The organism is Paenibacillus ehimensis NBRC 15659 (assembly GCF_004000785.1).
GTDB lineage: Bacteria > Bacillota > Bacilli > Paenibacillales > NBRC-103111 > Paenibacillus_G > Paenibacillus_G ehimensis.
In genome coordinates, this window is record NZ_BILX01000031.1 from 60381 (window position 1) to 78403 (window position 18023).

Sequence of the window (18023 nt, forward strand, 5' to 3'; positions counted from 1 at the left end):
CGCATGACTGAACAACGTGCTCAGTTACGGATGGAGGAGCATTTTCGCAAAGTCGTACGGAAGGACGGGAAGATCCGTAACGCCTATCTGTTGGTCCATTCGGAGAAGCTCGGCATTCATCTCAACATCGCGGAAGGCTTGACCGGAAGCCGTCCTGCCCATCCCGGGCAGCGTTATTTTATTGCCAGCATCAGCAAGCTGTTCACCGCGGTGTTAACGGCCCTGTTGGTTCAAGAAGGAAAAATCTCGTACGAGGACCCGATTCAACCCTATGCGGATGCTGGCCTGCTGCACGGGCTGCATGTCCTTAAGGGGAGGGACTATACCAGCGAGATTCGACTTAAGCATTTATTAGGCCATACCTCCGGCTTGCACGATTATTTCGAAGATAAGCCGAAACAAGGGAAGGCGATGATGGAGCTTATTTTGTCCGAACCTTCCCGTTTCTGGACGCCGCAGGAAGTCATCCGGTGGTCCAAGGAGAACCTGCCCTCCCATTTTCCGCCGGGACAAGGATTCCACTACTCGGATACGGGGTATCATCTCTTGGGGCTCATGATGGAGAAGGTCACTGCGCTCCCTTTACATCAAGCTTTCCAGCATTACATTTTCCAGCCCCTGGGGATGAAGCATTCGTATCTGGCCCATCACGGTGAGCCGGTTGTCGAATCCGAACACCCCCTCGCCGACTTGTATGTCGATAACGTCAGAGTGACGGACTATTCCAGTCTAAGCGTAGAATACGCGGGCGGGGGAATCGTATCGGCCTCCGAAGATTTGCTTACCTTTTTGAAAGCGTTGGCGAACCATGAGCTGCTCCGGAAAGACAGCTTCGAGCAGATGAAGGTCTGGTCGAAATTTGCGATCGGCATTGATTACGGTTATGGCCTGGTGTCGTTTCGAACCGTTCCTCTGGTCATGCCCCAAAAATACAACATGTGGGGAAACTTCGGGTCCACGGGCTCGTTTATGTTCTACCACCCGGCGTTGGAGCTTTATTTGATCGGCAGCCTGAACCGGTTCGGCTCTTACGGCAAAGCGATAAGGCTCATGATGAAATGCATCGATATCGCTGCCAAGGGATGACTACTTGTCCGGTGCGAACATGACCAGCGGTCCGGTCATCAGATCTTCCAGGGAGCTGCCGTCGTTCAATGCATTGTTAATGGCGTTAAATTCCGAGCTTTGGAACAGGATGTTTTGAATTTTTGCGTTGTCGATCTCCCCGCTGAACTTGTCCGCTACCACGCCTTGAATGGCCTTATAGACCTGGTTGTCGGAAAGCAAAGCCTGCTGCTGCGTGTCGTCAGGGAAAATCACGATCATTTCGTTCGAATATTGAACCTCTTTAATGATCATCCGGCAGTAGACTGATGGAATCAAGCAGTACAGCTCCCACGCCAATCGCTCGTCCTTGGTGCAGTGACTAATCCTTTCGATGATTTCCTCATGGCTTTCCGAACCGGTATTTTCCATGATCCCGATCGCATGACGGATAGAACGGATCAGGTCGTTCTCTTGAGCCTGCGGCTGCTGGTTCTTTTTAAACAAATCGAAAATGCCCACGGTAGCTCCTCCATCTCAATAAAAGTTGTGTTAGTATTATATCGTCCTGATGGAGATTATTGTTAATATTGCGATGTAGCCGATGAGGCTGCAACGTATTCTGACCGAAGGAGAGAGTTTGCATGGCAGTAACGATCATTGAGGGAGATTTGCTGGAGGCTAAGGAAGACATTCTCGGTCACCAAGTCAATTGCCAAGCCGTCATGGGCTCGGGCATCGCCAAATTATTAAAGACCAAATATCCGAACCTGTATACGTCCTACTTGGAGTATTGCAAAGATAAGGCTCCGGAGCAGCTTCTCGGAAACCTTCAGCTTGTAGACGTGCAAGGGAAGTTCGTTGCGAACCTTTTCGGTCAATTGACCTATGGCAGGTCAAGCACCGTCTATACGGATTATGCCGCGCTCAAAGAGGCCTTGCTCTCGTTAAAAAATTATGCGAAAGAGCACGGTCTAACGGTGGCGCTTCCCTATGGGATCGGCTGCGGGTTAGCTAACGGATCATGGGAGATTGTACAGAAGATACTGGAGGAAACGTTCGAGGATTACGAAGTGACGCTCTATCAAATCCAATAAACGTTCGCGTGTAAGAGAAAAGGAGCGGTGCTTGCTGCACAGACGCTCCTTTAACGTCCGTTAGAGCCGGGCTCCATGCTGACGGAGCAATCCCGCAACGCGCTCATTCCCTTGCCTGATGGCAAGCGCCAAGGCCGTATCTCCGCCTTCCGCCTTGGCGTTTACATCGGCTCCATGCTCCATGAGCAACCGAATGAGCTCTGTGTTATCGTCGTGAAATGCGGCCGTATGCAGACAGGTGTGGCCGTTGCTGTCGAAGATATTCGTTCGGGCACCGCCGGTCAAAAGCAGCCGGATGACCTCCATATCCCGTTCCCCCGCAATCGCCGCGTGCAGCGCGGTATTCGAAGGAATGTACGAAATTTTGGAATGCGACACGGCATTCACATCCGCACCATAGTCCAGCAGCACCTGCACGGCAGCTTTGCGGCCGAAATGCGCCGCGTACCCTAAGGGAGTAAGCCCGTCGCCGTTTTCCGTATGGGCGAGGCTCGGATGAGCCTCCAGCAGGTTTTGCAGCCGCGAGGCATCCCCCGCTTGTGCCGCTTGAAATACGTCGTCCACGCTTGGAATAGGCTCCATTTCATTGTCCTCCATTTCCATAGTTCAAGGAATAATCATCGTGCCTGGTCTGTTCTTAAATTTATCACACCGCTTGCAGCGTGTGCTTCTTGAAAATCACTTTTGTTGACGGAGCCGGGAGGGAGAGACGCCGAAGCGCTTGGCAAAAAGGCAGCTGAACGAGCTGGGGCTGTGAAATCCAACGTTCAAGCAAATATCCGTTATCGATGTATCGGTTCGCAGAAGAAGTCTTTTGGCTTCTCGAAGTCTGAGCTCGGTTAAGGATTGGTGGGGAGACCGACCGAACAACTGCTTGTAGCTTCTAAGGAAATGATTTGGCGATAAGCATGCCGCTCTTGAAATCTCTTCCAAGGTAATGGGCTTGGCGTAGTAAGCGGCCATATCATCGTGTCCGATGCTGACCCTTCTGAACAATTCCTCCCGTGTCGATGCTTTCCGCGATGGCAGCTTCAGCATCTCCCGGTATACTTGACGATGGACCTGCAAAAGCCTTTGCGATAAATCATGCAGTCGTTCATCCAACCAGATGCCATCCCCTTGACGATTTCCATATTCCGCCTTTATTTTTAATATGGCCGGAGTGAGCCATTCGTCGTTGCAGTAAGTCTTTTCAACAAAATTGACGGGCCCCGGCTTCGAGGAGAGCGGGTCGTCCAACAGCTGCTCCCCGGAGGTCGCCAAGCTGCGGTAAACCTCTTCGACCATAGAGTCCGGAAAGAAGATGCAGAAGGACTCTACGGGAGCCTTCGCTTCAATGGTAATCGGAAGGAAATCCCGGGGAGGTCGAATGGAGGTCAGGGTCATTGGATCACCTTTCAAACAAGCTGTGCTTCTTATGTCTTCCGGGTCGTTCATGTCATTTCCTGCTTCTAAAAAGTGTACTAACCGATGCGCGAAAATTTCCGATAAAATAAAGAAAGACTGTTTTGAAAATGTATGAAGACTAAATCTAGGGTGACTTAAATGAAGCTGCATTTTACCAAAAAAGAAATCAACCTGCTGGCAAAAAATTATACGGTTTTCATCCCTAACTTCCCTACGGACAAAATGTTTGCTCTCGAACACAGGTGTGGAAGTTATATGTTATTTGGAGACCAGAAATCGCTGCAATATTTGGCCTGCTTATTTCTTGTTGCCAGCATCCATCGCGACAAGATGATCTATGTGCCTGGCACAACCAAGCTGCTCCCGCAAGATTTACAGCATTTCTCCACCTATAGCAAAAATCTGGACATGGTATTCATGCACCATTCGATCCAGTTTCATACGAAGCTCTGGAAAGAGATGAAACAACGAATGGTTAGAAACAAAGGGGAGCTGAAAAGCTTTGAGTGCAATCCGCGTCAATTTTCCAATTTGGACTATGAGGATTACTGCCCCTTTACCTATGCGGAGAATAAAGACACCATTTTGATAAAGAAATACGCCGACACCTTGTTTTTTTATGGGAGCAAGAAAGTATTTGAGTTTGCTTCCGGAGGCTTAGAGCCGCTGTCCAGAACCGGGGCCTCTTATTTTATGCGAAACGGCGGGCATGATCACGACCATTTAGACCTGTTTACCGCAGAACATCAGGGATTATGTATTGATTTCTACGACGAGGCGTTATGGAGGAAATCCAGATGAAACCGGATACTCATGAACCCGGCAGACGGGAACAAATGGTGCTGCTGCTGAAAAAAGCAGGGTGGTATGAAGGCAGACGGGAGGATATTTCAGGCTTTGAGCGACGCTGCAAGGAAGCGGGCATTCCGGTATAGACGACAGCGTTTATTTTAAATATCATCCGGACGAGCCCGATTGTCGCTTTGCCGATGATTGGCATGACTACACCTTTAACTTTATTCCGGACGCTCTTGCGGAAATTAGCCGCCCTGAGGATTATAGAACTATTGTAAGCTTTGCGGGCGAGGACTGCTTTTGTTTAGGCGAATCGGGGTATTATTACCCCGCTGTTGTGGCGATTGGACGCTCCGGCAAGCTGTATTTTAAACATGATTACGAGGATACGGTCCGTGTCTTTGATACGCTGCTCGACAGCATGGAGCATGAACTGGATGGTCATGATCTCGTCATCCCGACGTTGTACGAGAAAAATGAAGTTCTGCTTCCCACCTTATGGGGAAAGCGAGTGTTTCCCGTCAAACGGCCGAATCCTTTTGTGTAAGTGTTGTACGAATACGACTACTACTTAACTTGCGAGGGTGAATTATGCGAAACCATGTTCTAGCTAAAATTTTATCTGCGGTCTTATCCCTATTCCGAAAAAAGAGCGTCACCACTCGGATTCCCTACGCGGTCGATCTGGAAGAGGTACAAGCCTTTCACTTCATCAAGATCGTAAGTGTTTCCTACGATGAAAATAAGCTTACTGTAAAATCTAAGGATGCCGGGAACCTATGGCTTGACTCCAAAGGCCGATATCGTGCCGAATATACCGAAGGACCTATGCAAGGGCATATTTGGGTATGGGACGGGCATCTGTTGCAAAGGTACTCTCCGGTTAACAACGAATTGCTTATCCATCGTTTTGATTCATATCCGACCCCCTATGCATTTTTTGATCATGAAGCGTTAGAAATAACGAAGCGAAATATACAGAACAATAGCTTCGTGCCGACAAATGAGCCAAGAACTTACGAGTCGGTTGCGACAAGCAATTATGTGAAAGTTCGACTAAACGAAAGCCAAACGTTGATTGAATCCATGCGGCAATATAGCGAGAAGACATTAATCGGCGAATATGACGTGATCGCGGAGGAGCACGTTCTAAAACCGAATTCCGAAATATTCCAGATTAAACTATCGGGCAGGGCTAAGATTGTGTGTGGCTAATCCGTGCTCCTCTGCGGTGGTTTTTTCATGCTCCTTAAGAGAGAATTACACTCTTTGCCCGAGTCGGATTTCGACATTTTATGCACGAGATAAAGCGGCTTTTCTGCGGGATAATCAAAATTGTCATTCTGCTTAGCTCACTACATTATGATATATAAGAGTCATACGATAAAAAAATGCTCCAAATGGAGGTAGATTAAACGATGAAACGCTCTACACTTTTATTAAGCGCAATTATCGCAGGGGCAGCCTTGTTCGGTGTTCAGGGTGCGGCAACCGCGTCAGCAGCGGTCCCTTCTAATGTTTCACAGGAAAGCATGGAAGTCATGGGATGCAAACCGAAGAAAGTCGAAGTCAGAAAAACCTACAAGACCGAAACTGAAATTCCAATGCATTATGAGTATGATCGAGGCGGTTATTCAGGCACAATTGATCTCTTCGCTGTTCAAAATAACCCGGACGGCACTTATACAGCCATATATATTGGAATGGTAATCTGCTAGCGAATGCATTGTAGAGCAGTTGAGAAGTAACTTCTCAGCTGCTTTTCTGTTTTGGCACTTGTGAATACGACTGACTGCCATTGTTCATTGTTCTGATATCAAGTGGATCGGAGGTATGGTTTCGCGCGTAGAAGCCGAAATAGACGGTCAGCAAGGCGGTGATCACGACAAAGACCGAGATCAGTCCCGCCGCCGCTTTTGTCTTGTACAGCTCCTGGCCCTTTTTTGCCGTGTACTGCAAATCAAGCATCTTTCCTGTGCGGTTCCCTTCCGTTGGAGAGGGCTTTTTAAGTCCGAAACCCTGCGATGTGGTATAATTTTACCAGGGAATCAAAATCCACAACAAAGGAGTTTGTCGGTGAAGACGGAGGCCAAGATTCGACTGCTATCGCTAGTCGGTATTTTATTCATTACGATTTTCCCGCTGATCGTGAACTCCATATACCTGTTTGCAGGCGGAAAAAGCAGCTCGCATCCCAATTTTATTTATAGCCTTCTATGGGAAGCGCTCTCGCTGAGCTTGCTTTATTTTGTCCTGCATAAACAAGGGCGCAGCTTGAAAGACATCGGTTTTGAATTTCGCAAAACGGATATCTTTCACGGGTTATTGCTTTATCTGGCCTTGTATTTTGTTGTTATTATAGCCGTTACGATCTCCCCAAGTTTTTTGCAGGCTCCCCAAAACGTCGATTTTCTGCGTACGAAAATGACAGTAAGCTATTTGGCATTCATCGTTATCAATCCTTTTTTCGAGGAATTAATTGTACGAGCGTATACCATGACGGAGCTGAACTTCTTGATCAAAAAAGAAGAACTAACCGTTTTGGCCAGTACGATCATTCAAACCTCGTACCATCTGTATCAAGGCTTAATCCCCGCGCTGTATACCGGAATTATATTTTTTATTTTTTCGATTTATTTTGCAAAAACCAGGAAGATCGTTCCTGTCATCCTGGTACACTTACTAATGGATCTGACGGCCATCTCCCAACTGGGGAAATCGTAACCTTGACAATAATCAAATTTATAAAACAGGAGAAGAGAGAATATGAACAATCTAGAGATCCGTGATGAGTTCTGGGGTGTTATCAGGAAAGACCAGGATATTGAATTATATACATGCCGGAAGTGTTTGAAGGGGGGAGAGATCGAGGTTGCTTTCATGCCGGATGAAGACGACCTACAGGAAATCATAGATCATGCCAAAGAAATTTTTATTCTACTAGAAGAGAACGATGTGACGTTTAGAGAGTATGCCGCCAATGAAGTGCTAAATCATTATCGCGAATACATAGTAGACGGAGCCGTTATTACGAAGGGGGAGATGGTGACGCGAATGCAGATCGAGTCTTTTTCCGTCGGTTCGGGGAAAAGCTTTGACTTGAGCTATAACGACGATGGCATTTGCGGCAATCATATCATTATGGTGTTTGTAGATGAACATGGAGAACCATGCGGTGTAGATATAGCAGGATAATAATCGTTAATGCTGATAGCCCCTTTTCTCAAGAAGAGGGGCTCGATCATTGAAAGTACCCAATTGTCTCGTTCAATAGCACATACTCAAGCAAAACAATGGCAAGACATAATAAAATGTACATTCGCAATTTGAAGGTGCCCCATTTATCCTGCCAGTACTTCCCTCTAAAAAAAGAGAGAAAATCAGGAGTAAAAGAATACTTGATCGATTCGTCAAAATCTTCGGGATCGGAAAAAATCAGTCGATAAACGAAACGATACACTGGGAAATTAATCACGACCAAAATAATAATGAATATGGCGTGCCAGTCCATATTACCCCTCCGTTCCTTACAAGTTATATACGAGAAAAAAGAGGGGAGGGTTACGGTCTTCTCCGAAAGGCGTGCCCGGACTGGGGTACATAATTCTACAAACTTCAAACCAAATTTTAGGTATAATACGAATTGTTACCAACCATCGTCCTTAAATTCATTTGTAGGGAGTGATAAGGGTGTCTAATGTATTTTATCAGGATCAAGTTGCTGTTTTGATGTATCATCATGTACACGAAACGGATGGGGGAGGGATTACGATTACCCCTCAATTATTCAGAGAGCAAATTAACCATTTGCGGAACTTGGGGTACCATTTTATTCATTTACATCAATTCAAACATTATTTAAGCGGCAGCTATATTCCACCCAATGCGGTATTACTTACATTTGATGATGGATATGAGAGCGTTTATGAGAACGTGTATCCGTATATAAAGCAACAGCATATTCCGATAGTTAACTTCATCATGACGGAAACCTTGCCCCAGGCAGCGCACTTGCCTCCAACGATGACATTACAGCAGTTATCAATCATGAACAAAGAAACGAATTTGGTTGAAAACCAGAGCCACACGGATGCTTTACATCACAAAACCAACAACGATGACCCTGACGGGGATGCGTACTTCACTTCCAAACTCCCTACTTCAAACGGAACGATCGAAACCGACGAACAATACCATACACGGATTGTAGAAGACGCGAAAAGAAGCAGGCAGCAGCTGCATCCGGTGAATCAACATGCTGTGGATGTCGTAGCCTACCCTTTCGGCATATATACCGATATAGCCATTCAATATTATCAAGAAGGCGGATTTAATTACGGATTTACCATCGTTGAGGAAATGGCGACTCGTCAGGCGGATCCTATGAAAATCCCGCGTATTAACGCAGGCAGCCCTTGGATCACCCCGGGAGATTTGCACGCCATCATTCAAAGTAAAATTGTTTCATAAACGGCGAAAGTGCCTATTTAAACCGTACCCCGCACCAGATATCGTTCAAAGGTGACGGGCAAACCCTCTTGTACGGCGTGTATGTCGAATATCCGCGTACTGCGCATACCATTCGATAGAATGAGGACGCAACCAGTCCGGGTGGATTGTTGGGTCCAGCAAGCTTTCGTTCATAAAACACCTCCGACGAGTTTTCGGGTGAAAGCGCATCAGCTTAAGCGCTTGTCATTCCAACCGCAAAAACTTTAAAGTTCATCTTTTCATAGTACGGCACTAGCTTTTCTTCACAAAAAAATTGCAGATGCAAGTTGTCTTTTCTACAACGCTCCACAAGTAAACGAAAAATTTCGAATCCAATCCCTTTATTTCTATAATCCGTGTGGACCCCCAATCCGCACAAGTAAGCATTGATCACCCCATCGGAAACGATTCTGCCAGTACCAATTAAGCAATTTTCATGGTATGCATAGATAGCGTACCAGCTTTGTTTCATGGCAGTAAGCAGCTGTTCTTTATTTAGCTGTAAATATTTATTCCAATCAAGATTCTCATACAGCTCGTATATACTGTCTTCTGTCGTTAATTCTGTAGTGTACCGTATTTCCATAAGACGGTCTCCTTCCTTTTTCAGCCAATCTTGCCGCCGTTACAAAACAATGGGATGTTGCATCCAATCTTCGATCGTATCCCTGATCTCATCCCTATTTTTGGAGTGTTTTTCGCGAAGCACTTCCCAATGCTCATTGACTTGTACCAGTCTATATTGACCGGCGATCCGACTATCTGGATACCATCCCAAGTCAATGATGAGTCAAGCAAGCGATCTTCTGACTAACGCGGCTCTTTTTATGCTTTCTTTTGTCCAAGGAGGAGCTTTGGGATGATTCATAATTTCCTCGCAGGTCATCCAGTGTACGGCTTCAACCTCATCAGGACTCTTGCGATGCGCTGCACCTCTATCATATTCACATAGGAAGACCATATTTATAACGTTGGCCCCATCATCCGTCACGAAGGAGGAACTGTATACAAAAGTAACAGCATCTTTTATCTCAATGCCGATCTCTTCGTAAAGTTCTCGTTTTACCGTCCGCTCCAGGATTTCAAGCGAATTTCCTTCAACGTCTACTTTCCCGCCTGCAAGAGATAAAGTACCACCGGCATGCTCTTCTTTCATACTTCGTGTAATCACAAGCCATTTATCATCCCTGCAGACTGCACCTTCTACGTTAACAATGAACATGGCGTCACGTCCCTTTAAGGTTGTATCCGGAGGTGCCCCCGGTAGAGGCCGTATCCGGTAGGTCCTGAATCTGCCGCGGCAATTGCGGTGGACACCTGCAATATTATACTATACGTTAATGAAATGTAAGATGTATCATTCATGGGAACACGTCTGAGGAGGTCTTCTCATGAGCATGACATCTTTTCTTATATATTGTGTTATTGTAACATTTACACCCGGGCCTACGAATATTGCTTTATTATCTATCGCGCAGAATGCCAGGAGAAAAGAGGCTTTCTGATACATCTGGGGAGTGACTGCCGCCTTCGGCGTGCTGCTTGCGGCTTCAGTGATGTTAAACAATGCGCTTGCAGCGGTCATGCCCAAAATTTTGGCTTTTATGCAGATTATAGGCTGCATGTATATCCTCTACCTTGCATACCAAGTATACAAAATGGATATATCGGGGGATAGCACGAAACAAGCTGCTACCTTTATGACCGGATTCCTCATGCAGTTTGTAAATCCCAAGGTGTGGCTGTTTACCATGACGGTCATTCCAAGCTATGTTATGCCCTATTACAAATCGCAGCTTGTATTATCGATATTTGTACTGGTGATAACCATTGTTGCTTTTTTAGCCTTAGTCACGTGGGTCATTTTCGGTATGGTGTTCAAGAGATTTTTACAGAAGCACCTCAAGATGACCAATATCATATTAGCGCTATTATTGGTTTATTCGGCAATAGAGGTGTCCGGTATCATTGAGATTGTGAAGAGGTGAGTGGGTGTGGACAAATTTGTATATAAAAAATCAGTAGGGGTTACGGCATTATCCGCAAGCTTTAGCGATTTTGAATACAAAAAGCACAGCCATGAAGAGTATGCTTTGGGCGTAACCTTGCGTGGGGTTCAGCAGTATAACCTGGATGGCTGCTTTCAGTCGTCCTATCGAAACGGGGTTATGCTTTTTAACCCGGAACAGGTCCATGACGGAAGGGCGCAGGATAAGACGGGGATTGATTACGTCATCGTTTATATCCATCCCCAACTTTTTTTAGAGATGCTTGAAAAAAAGGATGTCGTGCTGTTCTCTTCTCCTGTTGTTTATAATCGCAGACTGCAGCAAAGCATATTGAACCTGGTTCATGCGATATTCAGCAATAAGGCTGAATCTTTGTGCAACGAGCTGCTCTTGGCTCTGGCGGACAACTTTTCTCAAACGGACATGAGTTATGTATTCAAAAAAAATAATGCTCTTATGAAGAAAGCAAAGGAAATGATATACTTCAGTCTGGACCATGTGCTAAAGCTGGATGATATTTGCAGAGAGTTGGATATGTCCAAATTTCAGTTTATCCGGGCCTTTAAAGCGGATACGGGAATTTCTCCGTATCAATTTTTCTTAAACTGCAAAGTCGAGCATGCCAAGCGGCTGATCGAAAAAAACAAGGATATTTACGCGGCGGTAACGGAATGCGGATTTGTTGATTTATCGCATTTGAACAGGCACTTTAAAAGTATGTATGGCATAACGGCGTTTGAGTATATGTCAGGGATAAGCTAAGGTATTAAATTTTTAGAACGCATGCTTCGCAAAGGGTGCGAAATAATGGAATACAAAAAAAAGAGCCTCCTTTTCAGGAAGTTCTCTTTACCATGAACTCATTATCGAGTTTTTATACTTTGGAAAATAAAGACATGATGCGGCTTGCGGCTTCTTTGTATCCGCCGGCGTTGCGTAAGGAATCCCCGATCTGCTTAGCGTGCTTTTTATAAGAAGGTTCGTTCAACACTTGCAACAAAGCGGACTTCAGAGCTGCAGGCGTAAGCTGACTCCGATCTAAAACCAGACCGGCTCCCAGCTTTTCTACCCGCTTCGCCACAATGGGTTGATCGGAGCTTAATGGAATCATGACTAGCGGCACATCATAATATAAAGCCTCGCTTGTACTGTTCATCCCGGCATGTGTAATAAAAGCGTCGGCTTGCTGAAGCACTTCCAATTGGGGAACATACGGCATCGCCATGAAATTCGGAGGAATGCTGTTTCCCAGCGAGCCCAGATGGGTATCTTTACCGTAAGATAACACAAATTGAGCCGGGATATCTTGAAAGGCTTCAAAGCAAAGCTTGTAAAATTCCAAATCTTTGGTCAAAATACTGCCCATGGAAATATATACGACTTTATCATATTGAGAGCGAAGTTGTTCAAGCGGAAAAGAAGGGGCATCAAGTCGTGGTGTAATGGAAGGTCCGATAAATAAATAGCTATCGTCAAGCTTATCGGCATCGGGTTGGAATTCACGGCTTGTAAATACAATCTTTAAGTGACCATACTGGCTGGTAATATCTTCAATGGCCGGTAAAGCCACGTTATATTCCCTGGCGATGCTTTGTGCCGTCGTCGCGACTCTTTCATAAAGAGCTTCCACATCTAAATCACCTGCATCAAACACTTCTACCATGCGGCTTAGCGGCTCGGTGAAAGCAAAGTTTGTCACGGAACAGACCGTGGGGATCCCCAGCTTTTCCCCTAAAATAGCCCCTCCCCAACCGAACAAGGAGTCAAAAATCAAGTAGTCAAAAGAATCGTTCTCTGTCTGTCTTAAGATTTCTGGGAGATGGAGTTCAATAATGCCTCGCAGCATAAAGTCAGTGAAGTGAAGCGGGTGCTTAAATTCGGTCGGATTAAAACCAAGCTCTCGAAATACTTGTTCATCCAGTTGATAAGCCCGAAATTGTGCGCCGGTCTGGGCAAGCCTGGCCCGATATTCTTCCAAGCACATATAGACGACTTCTTCTCCGTTGTCGACCAGCTGCTTCACCAATCCTAAGGTAGGATTAACGTGACCTTCCGCTGAAATCGTTACAAACAGTACGCGTGCCATTTACCAAACCTCCAATATAATACTAAAATAGAATGTAATACCATTTCATTATAGATGAGGGCTAACGCAGGATCAAGCGGCGTTGCTACAGGTTACGCTGAGTACAAAGAATAAGGCCCTTGCTTCTCCACGACCACAACCTGGCAAAAAACGCCGGGGTGTGGTTCTTTCTTTTCCCTCCTTATCTGTGCCATCATGAAGATGGGGGCGATGAACCATGTTTAACGACTTCAAGGTCACGGAAGAACGGCCGGTCTATATCCAGGTGAAAGATTACTTGAAACGTCTGATTATTAAAGGGGCTCTGCAACCCGATCAGAAGCTTCCCTCCACCCGCGAGCTCGGCTTGCTGCTCTCCGTCAGCCGCAACACCGTTATTTCCGCTTACGCCGAGCTGGAGAACGATGGCTTTATCTATGCCGTTCAGGGAAAAGGCAGCTATGTTGCAGCCGTTTCCCCATCCCCGGTTGCCGCCGCTCCATTCTGCGAAATCGATTGGCCATCGCGCATAAACGGATATGCGCGGCAAGCCGTAGAGCTGGACCGAATGAAACGCGGCATCCGCGCGGAGAAAAACGTGATTTCCTTCACCAGCATTGCGCCCGATGAGAAGCTGTTCGATCTGGATAATGTAAAGCGCGCTTTTCTTGACCGTATGGCGATCGAGGGGAACGTTCTGCTAAATTACGGCTACGCGAAAGGCTATAAGCCGCTTATTGATTATTTGTTGAAATATATGGAGCATAAAGGCGTCGATCTGAGCGGGAAAGATATGCTGATCACGAGCGGCTTCACGGAAGCGTTCGACATCGTCCTGTCCGCTCTGCGCAGGAAAGACGGCGGAGCGGTCATTTGCGAAAACCCGACCCACTACACCGCGATCCAAAACTTGAAACTGAACGGTTTCGACATTACCGGCATTCCGATGGAGCATGACGGCATCAATCTGATCGAGCTGGAACGCGCATTAACGGAACGGGCATACGATTGCGCATATTTTATACCGTCCTACCATAATCCTACCGGTATCGTCACGTCCCCCGTGAAAAGATTGGCGATCATGCACCTTATGGCCCGTCACGGTATCCCGGTCATCGAGGACGGTTTTAACGAAGAACTGCGTTATTCGGGCTCGCACGTTTCCCCATTAATCGCAACAGCCGGACATGGAAACGGCGTTGTTTATCTCGGGAGCTTCTCCAAAGTGCTTTTCCCCGGCCTCCGGGTAGGCTGGGTGCTGGCGGACCGGCGGCTGATCGATTACTTGGAAAGCATTAAACGGGCTCGCAGCATTCACACCTCGACGTTCGATCAATCGGTGCTTTATCAATATCTTCATAACGGCAACCTCGAGAAATATTTGAAAAAGGCCCGCTCCGAATATAAACGAAAATACGAGTGGACGAAGCTTTGCTGCGAAACGCATCTCCCTTATAAACGACTCTCGGGAGATGGGGGGCTGCATTTGTTTGTCGAATTCGATGAGGATTTCGATACGACGGCGCTGCTTAGCGCATGTTCCGGGCAAGGCGTCATTTTTACGCCGGGGGACATGTTTTACACCGACGGCGGGGGACGGCATACAATGCGGCTCGGATTCTCAAGAGTGACATATGAAGATATCGAGAGAGGGCTTGAAATCATCGGCCGGACGGCCAAACAACTTATGGGATAACGAGGTGCGGATATGAAAGTTGGCGTTATTATGGGAGGCGTATCGTCTGAACGCGAAGTCTCATTCATGACAGGCAAGCAAATGATCGAGCATCTGGACCGAAGCAAATACGATCCGGTTCCGATCGTTCTTACAAAGCCGGAAGATCTTGTCGGCATGACGGAAGGAATCGATATCGCGCTGCTTGCGCTGCACGGCGCTTACGGCGAGGACGGCACGATCCAAGGGATGCTGGAGACGCTCGGCATTCCGTATACGGGCAGCGGCGTCCTGTCGAGCAGCTTGTGCATGGATAAGGATCTGAGCAAAAGATTGCTGAGGGCCGAAGGAATCCCTACGCCCGATTGGCTCTGTTTGACCGGAATGGACGAAGATACGCTCGAAGCTGTCGAAGAGCATCTAGGCTATCCGGTCTTCGTAAAGCCGAACCACGGCGGTTCTAGCATCGGCATCCAAATAGCAATAGACCGCAATTCGCTTCGTACGGCCGTCCGGGATGCTTTCCGCCGGGATCAATCGATCGTTGTGGAACAGCATGTTAAAGGCGACGAACTGACGTGCCCCATACTAAACGGCGAGCTTCTGCCGATTGTCGGCATCCGTCCGGTTCATTCCGGATGGTTCGATTATCAGGCGAAGTATGTAGAAGGCGCAGCGGACGAACAGGTTATCGTTTTGCCGGCCGAGCTGGAGGCCCGGGTGCGCGAAACGGCGCTCGCTTGCTATCGCCTTCTTAAATGCAGCGTCTATGCTCGTATCGATATGATCCTTAAGGACGGGATCCCTCATGTGCTTGAAGCCAACACTTTGCCCGGCATGACGGCCACCAGCCTTTTCCCCGCAAGCGCACAAGCCGCAGGTATACCATTTGATAGGCTGTTGAGCCTTATTATCGAATATTCTCTGAAAGAGCGAAACAAGAACGGACGGTGATTTGCCATGAGCAATGAATACTTAGCGCAGCGCGTTCGGGATATTCCGCCATCCGGCATACGTGCCTTTTTTGAACTGGGTGAAGGGCACAGGGATACGATCCCGCTCGGTGTTGGCGAGCCGGATTTCGTAACCCCGGAACACGTTCGGGCAGCCTGCATTCGCGCATTGAATGAAGGAAGAACGAAGTACACCCCGAATGCCGGCCTGCAAGAGCTGCGTGAAGAAATTGCTGCGTATCTGCACAATAGCTTTGGGCTCCGCTATGAGCCCGCAAACGAGGTGCTCGTAACCGTCGGTACGAGCGAAGCGGTCGATTTAGCGCTTCGCGCCTTTTTGGAACCAGGCGATGAGGTGCTTATTCCTGCTCCAGGTTATATCGCCTACGCCCCAATCGCCTGTTTGCACGGGGGTCAAGTTGTCGAGGTTAAGACGGCCCCGGAAGAACGGTTCAAGCTGACTGCGCGGGCGCTGGCCGAGGTCTTGACACCTCGCTCGAAGGTGCTTGTTGTAAATTTCCCGAATAACCCGACGGGCGCGGTTATGACGGAGGAAGATTGGCTGCCGGTAGCGGAGTTGGTCGTCAGGAACGACCTGATCGTCATTTCGGACGAGGTTTACGCTGAGCTTACTTACGGAGCGCGGCATGTAAGCATCGCTTCGCTTCCGGGCATGAAGGAGCGGACGATCGTGATTAACGGATTTTCCAAGGCGTTTGCGATGACGGGATGGCGTATCGGCTATGCCTGCGGCGGCCGGGAGCTTATTGGCGGCATGCTCAAAATCCATCAATACACGGCGATGTGCGCTCCTGTTCTCGGCCAAATCGCCGCCGTCGAATCGCTGCGGAACGGGCTGGAAGCGAAGGAAACGATGAAGGCCGCCTTCGACGAGCGCAGGCGGATGTTCGTCAAAGGATTGAGAGAAATCGGACTGCCCTGCCATGAGCCGCAGGGTGCCTTCTATGCTTTCCCTTCGATTGCGCACACAGGGCTAAATTCCGAGCATTTCGCCCAGCTGCTTCTAAAGGAAGCGGGAGTTGCCGTCGTTCCGGGCCATGTTTTCGGAACAGGAGGAGAAGGGCATATCCGATGTTCATATGCGGTTTCGGCGCAGCTGCTTGCTGAAGCGCTTGAGCGCATGGAACGGTTCGTGTGCGTACTGGAAAATAGCGAGGCTGCCCATAGATCATTGCTATAACAACGAACTTAATGTCATGGGATCCCACGGATGGGAGCTTGTATCTTGTTTTGGCATTGCGAGATATACTAAATCATTGAAAAATTCGAGTGCTCAGATGCATTATTTCTTACAAAGGATGAGACATGGAGTCCAGATACACAAGTTGCTATAATGGATTTAGATGATGTAGAAGAGTGTACAGATGAAGAGTTAATTGAAGCTTTTTTATACTATTACGAGAATGATGCTTTTAAAGAAATGAAATAATCTTACATCGGGTTTACATATGATTAAAAAGATTCGGCATATCCAACGGATACATAGGATGATTGATCATAAAACGATGACTTCATAGGGAGTGCTAACAAGTGAAGACAGAAATGGGCGAGTTAATTGTGGGGGCATATCTAAAGCAAATTGAAGGCTGTGACTTTATAGAATATAATGCTCGACCTAGAGGAGGCGGGTTAAAGGGATTAGATGAGCTGGATGTAATAGGAATGAATTTCGAGACTAACACGGCTTATCTGTGTGAAGTAACCACCCATCTTTTAGGCGCTCTATACGTAGATAATAAAACAACGGTCGAAAGGATTGCTAAAAAACACTTAAGACAAAAAGATTACGCAGAAACCTACTTAAAAAATTTCAAATACATAAGATACATGTTCTGGAGTCCCTATGTGCCTGTTGGTTATATTACCACTGGATTATCGGAATTACCGGATCTAGAGCTAATCATCAATAAAGAATATACAAAAAAAATAGACGAATTACGAGAGATTGCAAGAAGAACTACTAATGATTCGGGGAATGATTTTTTTAGAGCGCTACAAATCTTGGAACATTTAAGATAAAGATAGAGCTAAATTACACGTATCGTTTTTATAGCGGAAGATAAAGGGGGTATGGAAAGTATTTGATGAAACGGCAGCACAGCTGAAAATCGTATTCGGTAAATAAATTCCTAAAGTGAAGATTTTGCTATGGACGATAATTTCTTGTCTTGGGAGAAATACAACTGTGATCAGGGGAATCGACAGTTCTGGCTAAATTAAAGTGGTCACAGCCTGATATAAAAAATAGGGCTAATTGGCCGAGGGGGACCGTTCTCGAACCCGCTAACCAAGGCAATCGTGAAGTTCATGTGCAAATTAAATTTCTTATCGATAACGCACCGCATCATGTTTTAGTAACTGGAAATACATTCGTTTTCTTTGATAAGTCGGCTGAGGGTGTAGTAATTACTCCAGATGAATTGCGTAGTAGAGAAGGATCCTGATGTATCTACAGATTCCTTGGAT

The 18023-nt window shown here is 46.9% G+C and carries 20 protein-coding genes and 1 pseudogene; 15 read left to right on the top strand and 6 right to left on the bottom strand.

What is annotated here, in order from left to right; genetic code table 11:
* Nucleotides 1–3 precede the first annotated feature (3 nt).
* Nucleotides 4–1086, top strand: a complete 1083-nt coding sequence (locus PEH01S_RS18620; protein WP_127487329.1) for a serine hydrolase domain-containing protein — start codon at nt 4–6, stop codon at nt 1084–1086.
* Here PEH01S_RS18620 and PEH01S_RS18625 read toward each other — a convergent pair whose 3' ends face one another.
* The gene (locus PEH01S_RS18625) at nt 1087–1566 is read right to left on the bottom strand and encodes a hypothetical protein (protein ID WP_025847376.1); all 480 of its coding nucleotides are present in this window, start codon (nt 1564–1566) and stop codon (nt 1087–1089) included.
* A 122-nt stretch (nt 1567–1688) separates the two neighbouring features.
* Here PEH01S_RS18625 and PEH01S_RS18630 point away from each other — a divergent pair, with 122 nt between their 5' ends.
* Nucleotides 1689–2141, top strand: a complete 453-nt coding sequence (locus PEH01S_RS18630; RefSeq protein ID WP_025847375.1) for a macro domain-containing protein — start codon at nt 1689–1691, stop codon at nt 2139–2141.
* A 60-nt stretch (nt 2142–2201) separates the two neighbouring features.
* On the opposite strand, the gene PEH01S_RS18635 is transcribed toward PEH01S_RS18630, so the two are convergent.
* A complete protein-coding gene (locus PEH01S_RS18635; RefSeq protein WP_127487331.1) occupies nt 2202–2723 on the bottom strand; it encodes an ankyrin repeat domain-containing protein in 522 nt (173 codons plus the stop codon).
* 96 nt (nt 2724–2819) lie between these two features.
* Complete coding sequence (locus tag PEH01S_RS18640; RefSeq protein WP_246062985.1) at nt 2820–3698, bottom strand: helix-turn-helix transcriptional regulator; 879 nt, start codon at nt 3696–3698, stop codon at nt 2820–2822.
* Here PEH01S_RS18640 and PEH01S_RS18645 point away from each other — a divergent pair.
* The 7 genes from PEH01S_RS18645 (at nt 3687) to PEH01S_RS18685 (ending at nt 8813) form a co-directional block, all read left to right on the top strand.
* Nucleotides 3687–4349, top strand: coding sequence for a hypothetical protein (locus PEH01S_RS18645; RefSeq protein ID WP_025847372.1), 663 nt, complete (start codon nt 3687–3689; stop codon nt 4347–4349). The two genes, PEH01S_RS18640 and PEH01S_RS18645, sit on opposite strands and share 12 nt — an antisense overlap.
* A complete protein-coding gene (locus PEH01S_RS35485; RefSeq protein ID WP_246062986.1) occupies nt 4346–4483 on the top strand; it encodes a hypothetical protein in 138 nt (45 codons plus the stop codon). The genes PEH01S_RS18645 and PEH01S_RS35485 overlap by 4 nt, the downstream gene beginning before the upstream one ends.
* 451 nt (nt 4484–4934) lie before the next feature.
* The gene (locus PEH01S_RS18655) at nt 4935–5558 is read left to right on the top strand and encodes a hypothetical protein (protein WP_127487333.1); all 624 of its coding nucleotides are present in this window, start codon (nt 4935–4937) and stop codon (nt 5556–5558) included.
* 203 nt (nt 5559–5761) lie between these two features.
* Nucleotides 5762–6061: a hypothetical protein gene (locus PEH01S_RS18660; protein ID WP_025847367.1), complete on the top strand. Its 300-nt coding sequence runs from the start codon at nt 5762–5764 to the stop codon at nt 6059–6061.
* A gap of 115 nt (nt 6062–6176) precedes the next feature.
* Nucleotides 6177–7067 (top strand): CPBP family intramembrane glutamic endopeptidase, encoded by an 891-nt coding sequence (locus tag PEH01S_RS18670; RefSeq protein WP_164827930.1) that lies wholly within the window; start codon nt 6177–6179, stop codon nt 7065–7067.
* A gap of 42 nt (nt 7068–7109) precedes the next feature.
* Nucleotides 7110–7538 carry a DUF2262 domain-containing protein gene (locus PEH01S_RS18675; protein WP_127487339.1) on the top strand — a complete coding sequence of 143 codons (429 nt, stop codon included), beginning with the start codon at nt 7110–7112 and terminating at the stop codon, nt 7536–7538.
* Between the two features lie 495 nt (nt 7539–8033).
* Complete coding sequence (locus PEH01S_RS18685; RefSeq protein WP_127487343.1) at nt 8034–8813, top strand: polysaccharide deacetylase family protein; 780 nt, start codon at nt 8034–8036, stop codon at nt 8811–8813.
* A gap of 214 nt (nt 8814–9027) precedes the next feature.
* On the opposite strand, the gene PEH01S_RS18690 is transcribed toward PEH01S_RS18685, so the two are convergent.
* Together PEH01S_RS18690 and PEH01S_RS18695 are read right to left on the bottom strand one after the other, a co-directional pair.
* Nucleotides 9028–9420 carry a GNAT family N-acetyltransferase gene (locus PEH01S_RS18690; RefSeq protein WP_127487345.1) on the bottom strand — a complete coding sequence of 131 codons (393 nt, stop codon included), beginning with the start codon at nt 9418–9420 and terminating at the stop codon, nt 9028–9030.
* 204 nt (nt 9421–9624) lie between these two features.
* Nucleotides 9625–10056, bottom strand: a complete 432-nt coding sequence (locus PEH01S_RS18695; protein WP_025847356.1) for an NUDIX hydrolase — start codon at nt 10054–10056, stop codon at nt 9625–9627.
* A 169-nt stretch (nt 10057–10225) separates the two neighbouring features.
* On the opposite strand from PEH01S_RS18695, the pseudogene PEH01S_RS18700 reads away from it, so the two are divergent.
* Nucleotides 10226–10822: pseudogene (locus PEH01S_RS18700) on the top strand (LysE family translocator).
* 6 nt (nt 10823–10828) lie between these two features.
* On the top strand, nt 10829–11605 hold the full coding sequence (locus tag PEH01S_RS18705) for an AraC family transcriptional regulator (RefSeq protein ID WP_127487347.1): 777 nt from the start codon (nt 10829–10831) through the stop codon (nt 11603–11605).
* Nucleotides 11606–11717: 112 nt separating this feature from the next.
* Here the strand turns inward: PEH01S_RS18705 and PEH01S_RS18710 are convergent, their stop codons facing one another.
* A complete protein-coding gene (locus PEH01S_RS18710; protein WP_025847351.1) occupies nt 11718–12929 on the bottom strand; it encodes a macrolide family glycosyltransferase in 1212 nt (403 codons plus the stop codon).
* 217 nt (nt 12930–13146) lie between these two features.
* Between PEH01S_RS18710 and PEH01S_RS18715 the strand changes: the two genes are divergently transcribed.
* From PEH01S_RS18715 to PEH01S_RS18730, 4 genes are all read left to right on the top strand, one after another.
* Entirely contained in the window at nt 13147–14604 is a 1458-nt protein-coding gene (locus tag PEH01S_RS18715) for an aminotransferase-like domain-containing protein (protein ID WP_127487350.1), read from the top strand.
* A gap of 12 nt (nt 14605–14616) precedes the next feature.
* A complete protein-coding gene (locus PEH01S_RS18720) occupies nt 14617–15537 on the top strand; it encodes a D-alanine--D-alanine ligase (protein ID WP_127487352.1) in 921 nt (306 codons plus the stop codon).
* Between the two features lie 6 nt (nt 15538–15543).
* Entirely contained in the window at nt 15544–16737 is a 1194-nt protein-coding gene (locus PEH01S_RS18725; protein WP_127487354.1) for a pyridoxal phosphate-dependent aminotransferase, read from the top strand.
* A 350-nt stretch (nt 16738–17087) separates the two neighbouring features.
* Nucleotides 17088–17576, top strand: a complete 489-nt coding sequence (locus tag PEH01S_RS18730) for a hypothetical protein (protein ID WP_025847343.1) — start codon at nt 17088–17090, stop codon at nt 17574–17576.
* Nucleotides 17577–18023 lie beyond the last annotated feature (447 nt).

Coding starts and splice junctions, on each gene's coding strand:
- PEH01S_RS18630 (WP_025847375.1), top strand. CDS start 1,689: ATGGCAGTAACGATCATTGAGGGAGATTTGCTGGAGGCTAAGGAAGAC.
- PEH01S_RS18695 (WP_025847356.1), bottom strand. CDS start 10,056: ATGTTCATTGTTAACGTAGAAGGTGCAGTCTGCAGGGATGATAAATGG.
- PEH01S_RS18675 (WP_127487339.1), top strand. CDS start 7,110: ATGAACAATCTAGAGATCCGTGATGAGTTCTGGGGTGTTATCAGGAAA.
- PEH01S_RS35485 (WP_246062986.1), top strand. CDS start 4,346: ATGAAACCGGATACTCATGAACCCGGCAGACGGGAACAAATGGTGCTG.
- PEH01S_RS18715 (WP_127487350.1), top strand. CDS start 13,147: ATGTTTAACGACTTCAAGGTCACGGAAGAACGGCCGGTCTATATCCAG.
- PEH01S_RS18620 (WP_127487329.1), top strand. CDS start 4: ATGACTGAACAACGTGCTCAGTTACGGATGGAGGAGCATTTTCGCAAA.
- PEH01S_RS18640 (WP_246062985.1), bottom strand. CDS start 3,698: ATGCAGCTTCATTTAAGTCACCCTAGATTTAGTCTTCATACATTTTCA.
- PEH01S_RS18655 (WP_127487333.1), top strand. CDS start 4,935: ATGCGAAACCATGTTCTAGCTAAAATTTTATCTGCGGTCTTATCCCTA.
- PEH01S_RS18720 (WP_127487352.1), top strand. CDS start 14,617: ATGAAAGTTGGCGTTATTATGGGAGGCGTATCGTCTGAACGCGAAGTC.
- PEH01S_RS18725 (WP_127487354.1), top strand. CDS start 15,544: ATGAGCAATGAATACTTAGCGCAGCGCGTTCGGGATATTCCGCCATCC.
- PEH01S_RS18710 (WP_025847351.1), bottom strand. CDS start 12,929: ATGGCACGCGTACTGTTTGTAACGATTTCAGCGGAAGGTCACGTTAAT.
- PEH01S_RS18690 (WP_127487345.1), bottom strand. CDS start 9,420: ATGGAAATACGGTACACTACAGAATTAACGACAGAAGACAGTATATAC.
- PEH01S_RS18660 (WP_025847367.1), top strand. CDS start 5,762: ATGAAACGCTCTACACTTTTATTAAGCGCAATTATCGCAGGGGCAGCC.
- PEH01S_RS18670 (WP_164827930.1), top strand. CDS start 6,177: ATGGTTTCGCGCGTAGAAGCCGAAATAGACGGTCAGCAAGGCGGTGAT.
- PEH01S_RS18645 (WP_025847372.1), top strand. CDS start 3,687: ATGAAGCTGCATTTTACCAAAAAAGAAATCAACCTGCTGGCAAAAAAT.
- PEH01S_RS18635 (WP_127487331.1), bottom strand. CDS start 2,723: ATGGAGCCTATTCCAAGCGTGGACGACGTATTTCAAGCGGCACAAGCG.